Source organism: Paenibacillus sp. Y5S-9 (genome assembly GCF_036894235.1).
Taxonomy (GTDB): domain Bacteria; phylum Bacillota; class Bacilli; order Paenibacillales; family Paenibacillaceae; genus Paenibacillus.
The window spans coordinates 6,717,470-6,733,913 of record NZ_CP145887.1 but is presented as its reverse complement, the minus strand read 5'-3'; the positions used below and the strand labels follow the sequence as shown (position 1 = coordinate 6,733,913).

The window sequence follows — 16,444 nt, the reverse complement described above, 5'->3', positions numbered from 1 at the left end:
TGCATTCCTTTGGACATTTGATGCGTACTTCATTACTTCATTCTGTTTTTCAGCTACCCTGTTTTTGTTTCTCGTGAGTCAAAAGCCAGTTTTTGCGAGTTAATCCCCCGCCGTATCCACCCAGTTCCCCACTGGCATTAATTACACGGTGACATGGAATCACAATCGCAAGCTGATTGGCCCCATTTGCCTGTGCCACAGCTCGGCAAGCAGTCGGTTTTCCCAGTGCATTTGCAATCTCTTGATATGACCTCGTTTCACCAGCCGGAATGGCCAGCAACTCGTCCCACACACGCTTTTGGAATGGTGTTCCTAAACAGAACAACGGTGTGTCGAATGCTGTCCGAATACCTTGAAAGTACTCGTTTAGTTCACGCTCAATGGACTGGATGGGAGCTGTAGTACCGGGTACAATCGCTGATTTGGTTCGTTTGCGCAGACGCTCAACTTCGCGCTCCAGACCTCTGCGGTCCACAAATTCCAGTAAATATAGCGACTCCTCATCTGCAATGGCCATCATCGGGCCGAGGCGGGTGTCAATCCAGGACGCTTTTAGGATATGTCCTTCATCGACTTGCGTAGGGGCGGCACCCATGATCCGTGAAAAGGCATCGCGGAAGCCGCTGCTTGACTCATATCCGGTAGATAATTGGCTATCAATCACGGTGCGGCCGGAGCGAATATTTTTCAGGGCAAGTCCCATGCGGCGAGCGCGAGCATATTCAACAAAGGTCATGCCGAACCGCTTCTTGAACTGACGGCGAGCAGTGGATTCGTCGATGGAGAGGGCCTTGAAATCCTGTTCTTTCCAGCGTTTCTCCGGATTTTTCTCCACAGCTTCCACTAATATGCGAACGACATCGGATACTTGGTTAGGGTGAGAGAGCGGACGACAGCGCTGGCAAGGGCGAAAAGAGGCCAGAAGTGCCTGCTGAGCCGTCTCATAGAATTCGCAGTTTTCGAATTTTGGCTTTCGCGCAGGGCATGTGGGACGACAGAACACACCTGTGGTTCGGACTCCAACATAGAATAAACCCTCGTATTCCGAATCTTTGGCTACAAGCGCCTCGTAATATTGTTCCTTCAGATCAGCAGAAATCATGGGGGCACATCCTTACTCATTAGAATCTTTATCTACACCTATTATAGAAAAACGTTGCAGCAAGCATCGCCGAAAATCAGGCATGAATATTGAATAGATTAAATTGCCTATCACATTGAAATTCGGTTGTTCAGAATTTGTTTAGAGTGAACTGGTAGTATAGACCTATCAGTGTAGGGTTACTTAGGCAAGGATACCTATATAGTGAAAAATATAATTATTGATCATTCATTGTTATAGGAAAAATACATAGGTAAACATGAAATTAAAGATTAGCGGAACGAAAGTTTGGAGGTCGACTAGAATGAAATATTCCACGTACAAAAGTATTTATGAATCCGCTTATACCAAAACGTCCGAGTCTCGCACAATGTATGTTAAAGATCAATTCATGCAACGTGTGAAAACGCCAACCTGGCTAGTGAAGATCGTCACCATAACTCTAATTATAATCATAGGGTGTAGTGCTGTATTCACTGCATTTGCCGGGGATGAGCAATTGTTGTCGGGGGACCAGATCGTTGTATCTCAGGGAGATACACTGTGGGGCATTTCATTGGCACATAAACCTCAGCAGATGGACACTCGTGTGTATGTAGAAGCAATCAAGAAAGTGAACAAAATCGAGCATAACGCCATTCAGATTGGACAAGTGTTGGTCTTGCCTGGGTTTGATCGATAAATTAAACAGTGATCGACGTCATGAACAGAGTTCTTTTTTTACTCATCGAGGTGCAGTTCCATACTGAATTTATTAATCATTTACATATAATGGAGCTTCATGAGGGACGATATGGTGTAGTGATTAGTAAGTGGTGTGCTATATAAGTTGAACTAAAGAATATTTACACTGACACTACGATGACAGAATAACCTTCCAATCGCTGTTATCCCCAGATTTTTTGATTCCCTTTTCCGAAGAGGAAAATCCGGGGATAGCGTATGCTTCTGATGCAGCTTTCTTTCAGAAAGCTTTTAGGCGAGCTGTATGCTTTCGAAGTAGCTTTCTTGCAGAAAGCTTTTAGCTTCGCTTTTTCAGGTTTTTTCTGTCCTCTCCGTTATCGTGTAAATGATTAGTTCAACTGATATAGATATATGTGCTGTAAATGGATGAAGGGAGAAGTAGATGATGAAAATAAATATAAAGAAATCTGCACTTTGCATGTCTGTGCTCTGTATTTCGCTATTAGTTAGTGCCTGTGGCGCCAAGAATAATAATGAATCGGTTCAGGAGCACGCCTATCCGCAATCGAAGCAACCTGTAGAGGAAGCCGGAGAAAACTCTGTTCCGAATGCGGATGCGAAGAATAACAATGACAAAGGCAGTGCCAGTGGTGATGAGGGCAAGCCTACGGCTCAATCGGAATCCACTGAACCGTCTGAGCAGATTGATATCGTCATTGACCAGTCGGAGAAACCGAGCGAGGGTAACAGCTTTGATTTTGGAATTAAACAGGTTCCGAAGGGGTATACACTAACGGAGATGCGATGGACGTCTAACACGGTGACGATTGTGAATTCGCTACAGGAAGCCATTGAACATGGTGGAAATGGAGAAGATGGCTTTTACTTTAGCGGCAATGGACAGTTCTCAGGCTTTATCTATTCGGATGAGATGAAGGGCGAGCGGGGCAAAGCGACATTTGTCTTCACCAATGATGAGGGGAACGAAATCATGTCCGAGAAAGAAATTACGTTGAAGTAGCAGGCATATCATGAAGGCTCCGTCAGGAGTCTGTTGAACAGGAAAAGCAGCCACTTGGGCTGCTTTTTTTGACATACATAATTACAAGATCGCCGATCTGTCTGTTGCTACATCTATAAAGATTGAACTGAAGATTTACACGAGAACGTAGAGGGCAGAAATAACCAGAAGAAGCGGAGCTAAAAGCTTTCTAAAGGAAAGCTGCTTCGGAAGCATAAACTTCGCCTTTATACCCTGATTTTCACCTTTATAAAATTAGTTAAAAAATCGGGGGATAACAGCGATCTGAAGGTTGTTCTGTCATCGGAGTGGCAAGTGTAAAAATTACTTTTTAGTTCAATTTATATAGTTGCTACATAAAGTCAAAGAAATAACGGACTACGTGGAACATAACCGGCGAGGTATAGGTAAGGCTGTCGACCCGGCTCAGGTAGCTTTTTTTGAGCGAATCGAACTTGTTGTCATCTCCAATTAACAGATCGCGCTTCAGTACAGACACCGTCAGACTGCCGAAGAATCCGGCCAGACTGATCAACACCCCGATGAACAGCGAGAATTTCCAATCAAATGGAGTCAGGTAGGGATGGATGAAATAAGAAGTTGCTGTCGTTACAATGAACGCACACGCGAACCCTTCCCAAGTGACAAATGGATTGGCGGTAGGCACCACTTTTCGTTTGCCCAGATAGAGAGAGACCAGATAATGCACCACATCATTAAGCTGTGTTAACACGACGAGGAACAGTACCAGCTTAGAGCCGTATTCCGGTGTGGCAAATGGGAAATAGGCCAGGTGGCTCAGCCCAAACACCATCAGCATTAGTCCCCATTGTGTGGAGCTGACACTGCGCAGGAACCCGACCGTACCTTTATTAATCAGGCGTGGCAAGGGCAGCACCAGGAACACATATAGGGGAATAAACACGATAAACATGCCATACCATCCAATGTAGATCCAGTAGAACTGAACCGGAATCGCCAGATACGCCCACAGGAACAGCCTGCGGTCGGCTTTACGTGTGCTGCGAATCATGGAGAAGTATTCTTTGAGTGAGAAGAATGCAAGCACCATAAGGGAGATGAGGGACACGATGGGGTTAAAAAGGGTGGCGAGGCAGAAGATCACAAACATACCCCACCAGGTTTTGATTTTTTGGCCGATGCCTGAATAGTCTTTGCTTGGCTGAAGCTTTGCAATAATTTTGTACACGATATGTATCACAAGTAAAGCTGTGAAGATTAACGTTAGTGTAAAGAGTGAACTGCTCACGTACCGATCACCTGCTTATTCAAAGTAAGATTCCATTATAGGGTACCTATGTTATTATGAAGGAATAGTGCCAACTTGATAAGGGGAAATTTTGCTATGACAGATGAACGCTCCATCTATATCTTGCTTACGAATACAGGAACGTTGTTTACCAAGGTTATTCAGAGCTATACCCGAGCGCCATATAATCACGCATCGATCTCATTTGACCGGGAGTTAACCGAGCTGTACAGCTTCGGCCGCAAGCATCCGAGCAATCCGCTGAATGGCGGGTTTGTGAAGGAAGATATTCAGACAGGTACATACAGCAAGTATCCTAATACGACATGTGTCATATACGAGCTTCAGGTGACGGATCGTGAAGTGGAAAAGATGAAACGAGTGCTGCACATCTTCATCCGCAGCCGCCAGAAATATATGTACAATCTGCTCGGCGTGATCGGCATTACGCTCAAGGAGCCGGTGGAGTTCAGCAACTCCTACTTCTGCTCCCAATTTGTAGCCGAGATTCTGCAGCGTTCAGGCATCAAGTTGTGGAACAAGCTGCCTGCGCTGGTGACACCGGATGATTTTCGCCAGAGTGAACGATTGCAATTGGTCTATGAAGGGAAGCTAAGCGAGTATACGCTGGGGAATGCAGAGCAAGAGTAGGGTAGGTGCGTGTGCTGATGCTTGCCAAGGAATCGAACCATGAAATAGCCTGCTGCCACGAATGACGAGGCAACAGGCTGTTTGTGTACTTCATATGGATGATGGTAAGGATCGGTCGAAATTAACCTCTTCGAGGAATTCGATCACTTCACCATTGGGGCTGTGGACGAGCGCATTTTTAACCCGAAGTGCAGGTTCGCCAAGCGATATCCAATCCGGTTCAACGTAGGCCTTGGCTCCATGTGCGAGCGCTTGCTGATAGATATCTTCTACATCATGCACGTAAAAGGCGAAATGTAATAGTGCGCCGTGCCGGACCGCTTCAGGCGAGGTGGCAGGTTCACCCTCGGCGGGAATGACGGCTTTTGGGTCAAATACCTCAATACAGGTGCGCTGATCCGGAGAGATCAGCATACATGCCTCGGTAATGTGGAAGGAAGGCAAACTCCAGGAGTGACCGACCTTGAATCCCAATACTTTTGTATAAAACGCCAGCGTATCTTTATAATTTCGGGCCTGAATTGCCACATGTGCAAGTCCAATAACACTCACATTACATCGCTCCTTCTTCAGATTGTAGTTTAAATTATAGGGCTGATATCGCATTGGAACCATACAATATCAAAGGATATAATGAGATGAAATCTAACTATTTTTAGCTAATTTATTAGGATAACCTTATTAAATAAGGTCATGACTCGGAGGTCTTACAAATGGAACACATGATAGATGAGATCGATCAGCAGATTATGCGCTTGTTGCAACATCATGCACGTATCCCCGTTGCACAGATAAGCAAAGAAATTAACATGTCCCAACCTTCGGTTAAGGAAAGAATTCTGAAACTGGAGGAAAGAGGTGTGATAACGGGATATTCAACCATCTATAATCTGGCCCGGTTAAACCGTGGAACCACGACGTTTATTTTGCTCAAAACAGAGCATTGCGACGAGTTGGTCCAGTTCTGTGAACAGGCCATCGAAGTCACGGACGTTTATCGGATTAGCGGCGAGTATAACTATCTGATCAAGGTACAGACGGCGTCCATTGAAGAACTTGCCGAGTTCCAGGATTCACTGGTGAAGCTGGGACCCTCCAAATCCCATATCAGCATGAAAAATATTATGGAAAACCGTGTTCTTCTTTAAGATATGAGAGAGACTAGAGAGAAGACATTTGTTCTGGCACCGGATTCGTTCAAAGAAAGCATGACAGCGAAAGAAGTATGTATCGCGATGGAAAAAGGGTTGCGTAAAATATACCCGACGGCAGGTTATATTCATGTACCTATGGCAGATGGTGGGGAAGGTACGGTGCAGTCCCTTGTGGACGCTTCCGGCGGCGTCCTTCACCAGCACGAGGTGAGCGGACCATTGGGTCAGACAGTCACTGCACAGTATGGCATTCTGGGTGGCGGAACAACGGCGGCCATCGAGATGGCATCGGCCAGCGGCATCCACTTGGTAACCAAGGAGACCCGGGATCCGCTCCGGACGACAACCTATGGAACAGGCGAGTTGATTCGCGCATGTCTGGACCTTGGCATACGCAAGATCATCATTGGCATTGGTGGTAGTGCGACCAACGATGGTGGGGCTGGCATGGCTGAAGCACTTGGTGCGAAGTTTCTGGATGCAGAGGGTCGTCCGCTTGCGCGTGGTGGCGGGGCTCTGGATCAACTGGCTCAGATTGATCTATCTGGTCTGGATGAGCGTTTGCAGGAAGTGGAGTTCATTGTGGCCTGTGATGTGACCAATCCCCTATGTGGGGAGCATGGCGCATCAAGGGTGTTTGGACCACAAAAAGGGGCAACTCCAGAGATGGTTGAACAGCTGGATACGAATCTGTCCCATTATGCAGATGTGGTGAAACAGCAGCTTCATAAAGATATCCGTGATGTACCAGGAGCCGGAGCGGCTGGAGGGTTGGGCGCAGGACTCTTGATTTTTACACAGGCTGTATTACGTAAAGGGATCGAGATTGTCATTGAATATACTGAGTTGCGTAAAAAGTTGATCGCTGCGGATGTGGTATTCACGGGCGAAGGCGGCATCGACTTCCAAACGAAATTTGGCAAGACTCCCTATGGTGTTGCTCGGGCAGCCAAGGAAGCGGGTAAACCTGTGATTGCCCTTGCAGGCTGTGTTGGCGAAGGGATCGACACCCTCTATGCTGAAGGTATTGATGCCATATTTGGTATTGTGCCTGGGGCAGCAGATCTGGATCGACTATTGCGAGAAGGCCCGGAGAATGTGGAACGTACCACCGAGAATATTGCAAGAGTACTGAAGCTGGGGTTACTTTCTTAAGTCGGTGACCATCGGGATCGCATGGGGCTGGATTGAAATGTGATGTGACAAAGACGGGATACGGATATGCCTGATATCAGGTGATCTGTCTCTCGTTTTTTTTGCTGTGAAGTTCCATTGTATAGTTGTCGTTCAGGTCGCTTCGTTCGCGTTATTTTTACCCTTGATGGCACAATGAAGAAATTGCACATACAGTTACGTATCTGATGACCAATACGTTCACGACAGGCAGCACATTGTATGTGGATGGCGGGTACACCTTGATTTAAGGGCTGGAGCTATATAGGTCCCGAAGAATACTTTTTTTTAAATGAAATGATGAATTTTGGCGAAAAAAATTGAGATCTATCCTGTTTTTGTACTGCAGGGTGGATCTTTTTCCTTTTATTTACTCTTTTTGTTTAGATTCTGTTTATTGCATTGCAATACAATAGGCCTTACGTATCAGAGGGATTGAATTTATATGTAAAAAACATGAGACAGGGAGGATCAAGTAAATGAATTACAGAAAAATAATTAGTTTGATGCTCATCTTGGTGCTGGTAGCTCCATGGTTGGCACCAGCAGGGAAGGTTAGTGCAGGAGCATCATATCCTGTACCAGGAAATGATGGTCAACTCACAATCAAGCGGACGGATGATCATAACGTTGAAGTACATTGGGGTAATGCTGATTCTGATTCTACTGCAACCTATGAATTAAAATACCAGGTCTTCGTTTCCGGTGTTCCTGACCTCAATAACATGACAGAAATCAGGGAAAAACTAGAATATGGAGACGAAGATTGGGTGTTGGGTTCAGAGTCTTCAGACGGTACGTTCTCTAAAAAAATCACGGGTTTAAGCGACATGGAAACGTACTATTATAATGTGATGGTTGTAGATCGATATGGTTTGGAATCTGCTTACCAGATGAAATCTTTTAACCCTAGTACACAGTTAAGTGAGTTGGACCAATTTAACGAAATCAAAAAAAAGATAAAGCAGGGCGATACTTCTGACTTCAAACAGGAAGTTATAGACCTTTTTCGTAACGAACAGTTCATAGACAAGCCTGATTTTAAATTGTTATCTGAAGACGATCAAATTGATATCGCAGTACATTTACTAAATCTTGATCCACCAACTAGCGATGGATATCAGAATAAGGGACAAGTTCAATATCTGGTGCAGTTGGCTCTGCAAGCTCTGGAACTTCCCCGTAAAATTGGAGGATCAGACTCCAGAATAGTTCTTGATGATTTTTATGGAAAGCTAGCAGAGCGGAAACTACATTTTGATTATCCTAGTGCCGAAGAGGGATACTATGAACGTATTGATCTGTATCTCAACTCTTCAGATATTGAAAAACGTATGACTGGTTATATATATGATCGTAAAATTATAGGGGCCCCTTCCATTAAGAAGATTCTGGGTTATAGGGATACAGTAGTAAGTGATACTCCTTTTATAAATAAGGTCGTATCGTCAGAAGATATGATGAAAGTATTAGATGAGATGTTTGAAATTCAAGAAGGTATCGAATCGTATAACTCCAAAGAAGAAAATCAAGAAAAACCACTTGGAAAATTCCCTTTGGATATCAGCAAATGGGAAAACCTTTCATTCGAAGAGCAGGAGCAATTGGCAGACCTTATGCTTAGTGAAAGACCGGTTAATGGATATGCAAGTTTTGAAGAAATTCAGACTGCATTTAATAAATTTTTCCCTGATGATAACGAAGCTGACCCATTGACTGTTTTAAATACGGCAAAGAGCAACTTTGATGTAGCGGCTATGCGTGTAGCTATGGAGAATCCCGACTTGGGTATTACTCTGCCTGATGGCTACGGCGCTCTAACCCCGCAGGTCAAAAATTTCATTGCAGGGTTCCTTATTCAATATGTAAGTAAAGAGTTCAAAAATAAAGAACAGGTTCAGTACATGATTGAACTTGGTGTCCTCACACAATCGGTTTGGGAGCAAAAAGAACTTATTACTCTCAAAAACAAGCTGGATGCACTTGGCCAGAAGTTAGCAGATTTGCCAGTGTCCTTTAATGATCAACAAAGCGAAGAATTTCGGAGCATTGGTCAAGAGTATTTGAAACGTACCAACAAAGTAGACAAAAGTGTTTTTGCTTATAGATACTTGTATTCAGTGGCCTTCGAGAGGTTAGAAGGGAATTTTCAAGGGAATATCGTGGAACCTATGGTTGTGCTAGGGCTCTTGACTACGCCATACCAGTCTATCGATAAGGCTACGAAAGTTGATCGAATGGATCAATGGCTTGATTCAGCTATGAATGATCAAATTACGGGTGAAGCATTCTTCAACAAATACAAATTTGACCGTACAGGTGCCCTTGATTTATCCAAAAGAGCAGAGCTGAGTCCTGAAGACCAAAAGGAATTGGCAGAATGGTTGCTTACTGAACAAGACAGCTACGAAGATGTTGAAAATCTACAATATGTATTTAACCGATTCTTTACGGCTCCTAATGTGAAGGGGAATGACATCAATAACTCCATAATTGGCTTGGACAGCACGATGGAGATCTCCTTTGACGATAAGCTACACTGGATTGATGTTGCCTTCATTCAAAAAATGGACCTTAGCGGGAACAAAACGGTATGGGTTCGTTACAAAGCAATCAGCGATGAACTGCCAGGCCGCGCTGTGAAGTTTGTCTTTACACAGAATGGTGATAGCAGCACAGATAATGGCAATACGCCAACACCTAACCCGGGTGGAAACACAGGCGGTGGATCGTCCACGACCACACCAGTAACGTTTACACCTGCACCAACAACGAAACAAGAGCAGATCGTGGTTGATGTTAATGGAACAAACGGTACCAACCTGACTAAAACGCCAATCACACGTACAACCGAAACCAACGGCATGATTAAAGATTTGGTGAAAATGACCCAAGCGATTGCCAAGGAATCGGTGGAAAAAGCGAAACAATTAAACATGAACACCGCACGTATTGTCATTCCAGATACCAAAGATGCCGTGTCCGAGACACGTATCGAACTGCCTAAGGCAGCAGTGAAAGAACTGAATGATGGTTCACTCAAGCTGGAGATTTCCACTGAAAATGTAGTGATTTCCGTTCCGACGAATTCCATCGCCGGATTTGATCAAGACTTGTACTTCCGTGTGGTTCCACTGAAAAAGGAATCGGAGCGCAAAGAAGTTGAAGAGCGTGCAAAGAAAGAACAGTTGATCCAACAGATTGCTCCGAATACGAATGTTCGCGTAATGGCTCGTCCGGTAGAGATCGACACGAATATGCAGAGCCGCGAAGTGACACTCACGTTGCCACTGCGTGACAGTCTGCCAACCGATCCGGCTGCTCGTCAGCAAGCATTGGACAACTTGGCGATTTATATCGAACACAGTGACGGCACAAAAGAATTGATTCAAGGTAAATTGGTGAAACTCGCGGATAACAGCGAAGGCATCGAATTTACCGTAACCAAATTCAGTACGTTCACCCTCGTTGTTGTGGATGGACTGAAAGCTTTGCAAGGTACACACCAACCGTATATCCAAGGTTTTGGTGAGGATTTCCGTCCAGATGCATTCGTAACACGTGCACAGATGGCAGCCATGCTGGCTCGCAATCTTCCAACTGAAGCGGCAGGTTCCCCTAATAGCGTGAGCTACAAGGATGTATCTGCAACACACTGGGCAACAAGTGAAATTCAAAAAGCTCAATCCGCTGGCATTATGAACGGCATGAGCAACACTCAATTTGCACCAGAAGGTTCGATTACCCGTGCACAGATGGCTACCATTGCGTATCGCTGGATGCAGAATCATCAAGCAAACACTGCAACAATGACAGGTGCAGAAGTTTCCTTCACAGATGTATCCGAAGACCTGTGGGCAGCAGAAGCCATTGCATACGTGCAATCCGCTGGCCTGATGGTGGGTTACAACGATGGTACATTCAAACCGGACAGTAAGCTGACGCGTGCTGAAGCGGTGAAAGTATTGAATGTATTGTTCAACCGGACAACACTCACTGGCACAGCTACGCCAACGTTCAGCGATGTTCCAGCAACACACTGGGCATATGCAGATATCGAAGCTGCAGCGCAGAAGTAATATCAAAGTAGTTAAAGAAGGCCATCCTTGGGGGTGGCCTTTTGCAGTTTAACGAACTTGAATAGAATCCAATGAATGTATTAGACAGAAACTTTGCTGTAACGAGTCCTAAAGATTAACATACTCACTCACTTTCTTTTTCGCATTCCTCGTAAAATTTTACATGCTGAGAAGAAATGCATGGGTCTATAGATTAAAATAATTACAGAAAAATGCAAGAAAAGATGAATTTCATAGGGAAATTGTTGAAAAATCACGAAAAAAATACGGAATTTTAATGTCTTTTCGCGATTTTACGCCAATTGTTCAGAATCCGTTCAGACCAAAGTACTAGAATGAAAAGTATAAATGATTCGAGCTGGGAGGCTCAAGGAGGAAATAATGAAAATATATGCGAGGAAAATAATCAGTGCGGTACTGGTGTTGCTGATGTTAATCCAAGTTGTCGCTGTAGTACCTGTTGAAGCGAATCCGATGACACCTTTGGAGAAGTTAAATTATGCAATCAGCGAGGGATCTGTTAGCGAAATACAGGAGGTACTGGAAGGGAACCTGATTGTGACTTTGCCACTTGGTTACTCTGGGTTGTCTATACAAGAGAAAGAAGCGATAGCGAGATTGGTGGCTACTTTGCCAAAAGGGGAAGCGTATTCTAGTGAGGAACAATTAGAATATACTTTTAACTTGGCATATCAAGGCATGATTTTAATCAGTAATACGGACTTGTTTGCTATACAATTGCAAATGGATCTGGTCTACAGTCTGTTGAGCCAGTCTAAAAACTACTTCACCAATGACACCACAGAAATGATGTATAAATCGGGTGTGAAGTATGAAGAAATGAGCGGTGTTGATCGACAAATAATTTCTCATTTTATCCAAATGACCTTAATTGCATTTCATGGTAGTGAGGGATCAACTGAGTTAGACAACGCATTTTTCCAAGTAATATTTGGGATAACCGGGTATCCTGAAATCAATAAAGCAAAAGGCGAGGAATTGATGTTAGAGACGTTGAACTTTAACCAGTTCTTTAAAGGGTCCATTGATGAGTTTATTGATGATAACCCTGAATCTGGTGCAGTAGCCTATCCATTGGATTTTGATAAATTGAAATCTATTCAGGAAGACTCGGAACAAATGACAGAACTGGCTAATTGGATGATTGAAAAGATGCCGCAAGGTGGCTTTGCTTCAATAGAAGATATCCAAAAAAGTTTCGATCAGTTCTTTAATTCGGCAGCACCGTTAGTAACCGTAGATGATGATGTCAATGTCATTGTTGGTGCGGATGATACTATGGAATACACTCAGAATAATGGCGAGAATTGGTTTGATTACAGCACCACTAACCCACCCGAATTCAAAGGGAATAAAACGGTATGGGTTCGTGTTAAAGCAAACGAAAGTAATGCCGCAAGTCTCTATGAGATTTTAATCTTTACAGAGAATAAAGAAACAGACCCGCTTGAATCATTGAATCTAGCTAAGAGTAATGAAGATGTAGAAGGTGTCCTTAGCGAAATTCAAGATTCCGCGTTAGGACTCGAACTGCCTGTAGATTTCAGTGATTGGAGCAACGATGAGAAAGAATCTGTAGCTGTATTTGTCACTTTAATGAATGGGGCAAAAGGATATGTGAGTAAAGGACAAGTGCAATATGTACTTGATATGGCTGTAGAACCACGAAACCTCTTTAATAAACCTGCACTGACTGATGTTGAGGAGAATATCAATGCTTATTTTTCCAAATTATTAAATTTACCTGAAGTTTTTAGCATAAACCTCGACCCAAGTATTCAATCACTATATAAAGTAGGGAAAACGTATGAAAATTTGTCTGTTGTAGATAAACAAATTTTTGCATACCGCATGAAATTTTACTCAATGCGTGATGAAATTCCTTCATATCAGAACAGAGATCAACTTTCTACGTCGTTATCTACTTACAATGCAATCAATGATGTAACTAATCAAACCAAGATGTATAATGCTTTGGTACGTCTACGTTTAGTACAGAAGGAATCAACACAGTATAACAATCTCCCTAGTACTATCAAATATATGGTAGAGTTTCCGCTTAACATGGACAAAGTGGATAGCATAGATTATGCGACATATAGAAAACTTGCCCAATGGATGATTGATAAGCGTCCAGTTGGTGGTTATGAAAACTATAAAAACATCCAAAAAACTTTTGATCAGTTCTTTAATCCAGCAGATCCTTTGAGAGTTATCAACGAAGCGAGAGCTACGAAGAATACTGATGCTATACTCGGGGCAATTACTCAACCGGAATGGTTGGATCTTCCGGCTGGCTTTGACATTCTCCAACCTGAGGAGAAGAAAGCCATAGCTAATGTGGTAATGACCTTTTTACCGATTGACTATGCCTACGATCTTAAGAAACAAGTGCAATATGCTGTAGAAATTGGGTATAAAGGCATCCAGACGATCAAACAAACAGACAAGATTCTTTTCCAACAGCATTTGAATGAGTTCTATTCCCTTTTTGTTGAGTCAACAGAGTACTTTGAATATCCAGGGATGGAAATGTTTAAAGAGTTAGGTCAAAAATATTTAAATGCATCCAATGTGGATAAAGAGTTGCTTGCTTATACTGCAAAACGTCTGTTTCAGGGTTCGGATCTTTCAATTGAACAGGTATACGGTGCTTCATTAATGTTAGTCATGAATTATTCCTACATTAATGATGCTATAGACGTTAGCGAGATGAAGAAAGCCATGCTGATGCTATACAGCTTCCAGCAATCTACTGAGATGATGGAGCCTTTCGAACCATTCCTACTTAAGTTGAATGCTATGAAGGATCTAGTAGAAGATGATACTCGAATGGGAAAACTGGCTCAATGGATGCTTGATCGCAAGTCTGCTAACGGATATAGCAGTATTAGCGAAGTGCAGACAGCATTCGATCGTTTCTTCGACCAAATCATTATTATTACACCTACACCATCAACTGGCGGTGGAAGTGCAGGAACTACACCAGTAACGTCTACACCTGCACCAACAACGAAACAAGAGCAGATCGTGGTTGACGTTAATGGTGCAAATGGCACCAACTTGACCAAGACACCAATCACACGTACAACCGAAACCAGCGGCATGATTAAAGATCTGGTGAAGATGACCGAAGCGATTGCCAAGGAATCGGTGGAAAAAGCGAAGCAATTAAACATGAACACCGCACGTATTGTTATTCCAGATACCAAAGATGCCGTGTCCGAGACACGTATTGAACTGCCTAAGGCAGCGGTAAAAGAATTGAATGATGGTTCGCTGAAACTTGAAATCTCCACTGAAAATGTAGTGATTTCCGTTCCGACGAATTCCATCGCCGGATTCGATCAAGACTTGTACTTCCGCGTTGTACCTTTGAAAAAGGAATCCGAGCGCAAAGAAGTTGAAGAGCGTGCAAAGAAAGAACAGTTGATCCAACAGATTGCTCCGAATACGAATGTTCGCGTATTGGCTCGCCCAGTAGAGATCGAAACGAATATGCAGAGCCGTGAAGTGACGTTGACTTTGCCACTGCGTGACAGTCTGCCAACTGATCCGGCTGCTCGTCAGCAAGCATTGGACAACCTTGCGATCTACATCGAACACAGTGACGGCACAAAAGAATTGATTCAAGGCAAACTGGTGCAACTCGCAGATAACAGCGAAGGCATCGAATTTACCGTAACCAAATTCAGTACGTTCACCCTCGTTGTTGTGGATGGACTGAAAGCTTCGCAAGGTACACATCAACCGTATATCCAAGGTTTTGGTGCAGATTTCCGTCCAGATGCATTCGTAACACGTGCACAGATGGCAGCTATGCTGGCTCGCAATCTTCCAACTGAAGCGGCAGCAGGTTCCGCGAATAGCGTGAGTTACAAGGATGTATCTGCGACACACTGGGCAACAAGTGAGATTAAAAAAGCACAATCCGCTGGTATCATGAACGGCATGAGCAACACTCAATTTGCACCGGAAGGTTCGATCACCCGTGCACAGATGGCGACGATTGCTCATCGCTGGATGCAGCAACAAGCGAGTGCAACAACCGTAAATGGTCCAGCAGTTTCCTTCACAGACGTATCCGCAGACCTGTGGGCAGCAGAAGCCATTGCTTATGTGCAATCCGCTGGTCTGATGGTTGGTTACAACGATGGTACATTCAAACCGGACAGTAAGCTGACGCGTGCGGAAGCGGTGAAAGTGTTGAATGTATTGTTCAACCGCACACCGCTCACTGGTGCAGTTACGCCAACGTTTAGTGATGTACCAGCAACACACTGGGCATATGCAGATATCGAAGCTGCTGCGCAGAATTAATGTTTTTAAAAGAAAAAAAGGGGTCATTAACGCAGTAGCATATGGAAAAGAGAACCCCTAATGACGGATAGGATATGACAATACAATAGATAGAATAAAAAAAAGAGCTGTTCCAAAAAGCCATACATTGGCTAGGAACAGCTCCTTTTTGCGCTTTAGTGTGACTCAACAATGGTACGTCAGATCGTCTAGGTTCGTTAGCGCCCCTGGGTCACCTACTAGTTATTCTGTTTACGCAGTTGTACTACTCTTTGTTGAGTGCGTGTGCAGCATTCTCGTAAAATTTCCCGTCTCGCAATTGATCCACGAATCCTTGGAGCCAGACGTAATATTGCTCTGCGTGTTGGAGTTTGTGCAGATCACGCAGTGCATCATCTCGATCTTCAGAAGAGGTATGCTCCGAAAGAATCATTGCGGACAGGTCAGGAATGACCTCACGAATGCCTTCTAACATGACATCTACTTCCCGTTGGAGCTTGGCCCCAAAGAAATTCTGGAATGTACGATAGAAGTCGGTCTCTGCCAGATACTGATCCTGGCGGTCCTTCTTCTCCTCCAGTTTGTAGATCATCTGTGACTCTGTAAGTGAACGAACCGCATAGCTCATGTTGCTTTTGCTCATATTCATCGAGGTCTTCATCTCTTCAAGTGTCATCGGTCGATCTTCAAAATACATGATGCCGTATAATTTGCCAAATGTATGATTCACCCCATACAGATCCATCGTATTGGCGATGGCCTCAATGACTCTCTCCCTCAGCGCATGCCGATCAGGTAACGAAGAATGATTCGGGTTCCTGGCGGTTTCTTTTCCCACGTTGTCACCTCTGGTTTATGATAGCGTTCCCACTAGCTGCCTCATATTTTACATGACTTGCTCCAATTTTAACATAAGCCGGAATTAGAATTTTCAATACGAGTGTACAATAAATTTTGTACAGAAGAAATATAAAGTCGATTATACTCAAA

Annotated in this window: 11 protein-coding genes and 1 pseudogene; 8 read left to right on the top strand and 4 right to left on the bottom strand. The window is 43.8% G+C overall.

Annotated features, from left to right (window positions below):
• Positions 1–49 precede the first annotated feature (49 nt).
• Positions 50–1,102, bottom strand: a complete 1,053-nt coding sequence (locus tag V6669_RS29560) for a trifunctional transcriptional activator/DNA repair protein Ada/methylated-DNA--[protein]-cysteine S-methyltransferase (protein ID WP_338589410.1) — start codon at positions 1,100–1,102, stop codon at positions 50–52.
• Between the two features lie 304 nt (positions 1,103–1,406).
• Here V6669_RS29560 and V6669_RS29555 point away from each other — a divergent pair, with 304 nt between their 5' ends.
• Positions 1,407–1,784, top strand: a complete 378-nt coding sequence (locus tag V6669_RS29555; protein ID WP_338589408.1) for a LysM peptidoglycan-binding domain-containing protein — start codon at positions 1,407–1,409, stop codon at positions 1,782–1,784.
• Positions 1,785–2,228: 444 nt separating this feature from the next.
• Complete coding sequence (locus tag V6669_RS29550; protein WP_338589406.1) at positions 2,229–2,807, top strand: hypothetical protein; 579 nt, start codon at positions 2,229–2,231, stop codon at positions 2,805–2,807.
• A gap of 352 nt (positions 2,808–3,159) precedes the next feature.
• Here V6669_RS29550 and V6669_RS29545 read toward each other — a convergent pair whose 3' ends face one another.
• Complete coding sequence (locus V6669_RS29545) at positions 3,160–4,077, bottom strand: phosphatidate cytidylyltransferase (RefSeq protein WP_076213755.1); 918 nt, start codon at positions 4,075–4,077, stop codon at positions 3,160–3,162.
• Positions 4,078–4,173: 96 nt separating this feature from the next.
• On the opposite strand from V6669_RS29545, the gene V6669_RS29540 reads away from it, so the two are divergent.
• On the top strand, positions 4,174–4,728 hold the full coding sequence (locus V6669_RS29540; protein WP_062836632.1) for a hypothetical protein: 555 nt from the start codon (positions 4,174–4,176) through the stop codon (positions 4,726–4,728).
• Between the two features lie 90 nt (positions 4,729–4,818).
• Here the strand turns inward: V6669_RS29540 and V6669_RS29535 are convergent, their stop codons facing one another.
• A complete protein-coding gene (locus V6669_RS29535; RefSeq protein ID WP_338589401.1) occupies positions 4,819–5,280 on the bottom strand; it encodes a VOC family protein in 462 nt (153 codons plus the stop codon).
• A 161-nt stretch (positions 5,281–5,441) separates the two neighbouring features.
• Between V6669_RS29535 and V6669_RS29530 the strand changes: the two genes are divergently transcribed.
• The 5 genes and pseudogenes from V6669_RS29530 to V6669_RS29510 all read left to right on the top strand — a co-directional run bounded on the left by V6669_RS29530 (position 5,442) and on the right by V6669_RS29510 (position 15,475).
• On the top strand, positions 5,442–5,876 hold the full coding sequence (locus V6669_RS29530; RefSeq protein ID WP_338589399.1) for an Lrp/AsnC family transcriptional regulator: 435 nt from the start codon (positions 5,442–5,444) through the stop codon (positions 5,874–5,876).
• Between the two features lie 3 nt (positions 5,877–5,879).
• Positions 5,880–7,037 carry a glycerate kinase gene (locus V6669_RS29525; protein ID WP_338589397.1) on the top strand — a complete coding sequence of 386 codons (1,158 nt, stop codon included), beginning with the start codon at positions 5,880–5,882 and terminating at the stop codon, positions 7,035–7,037.
• 173 nt (positions 7,038–7,210) lie between these two features.
• Positions 7,211–7,306: pseudogene (locus V6669_RS29520) on the top strand (dehydrogenase); the annotation flags it as partial.
• Positions 7,307–7,534: 228 nt separating this feature from the next.
• Positions 7,535–11,134, top strand: coding sequence for an S-layer homology domain-containing protein (locus tag V6669_RS29515; RefSeq protein ID WP_338589395.1), 3,600 nt, complete (start codon positions 7,535–7,537; stop codon positions 11,132–11,134).
• A 381-nt stretch (positions 11,135–11,515) separates the two neighbouring features.
• Complete coding sequence (locus V6669_RS29510) at positions 11,516–15,475, top strand: DUF4073 domain-containing protein (RefSeq protein WP_338589393.1); 3,960 nt, start codon at positions 11,516–11,518, stop codon at positions 15,473–15,475.
• A 244-nt stretch (positions 15,476–15,719) separates the two neighbouring features.
• Here the strand turns inward: V6669_RS29510 and V6669_RS29505 are convergent, their stop codons facing one another.
• Positions 15,720–16,292: a transcriptional regulator gene (locus V6669_RS29505; RefSeq protein ID WP_338589391.1), complete on the bottom strand. Its 573-nt coding sequence runs from the start codon at positions 16,290–16,292 to the stop codon at positions 15,720–15,722.
• Positions 16,293–16,444: the final 152 nt, after the last annotated feature.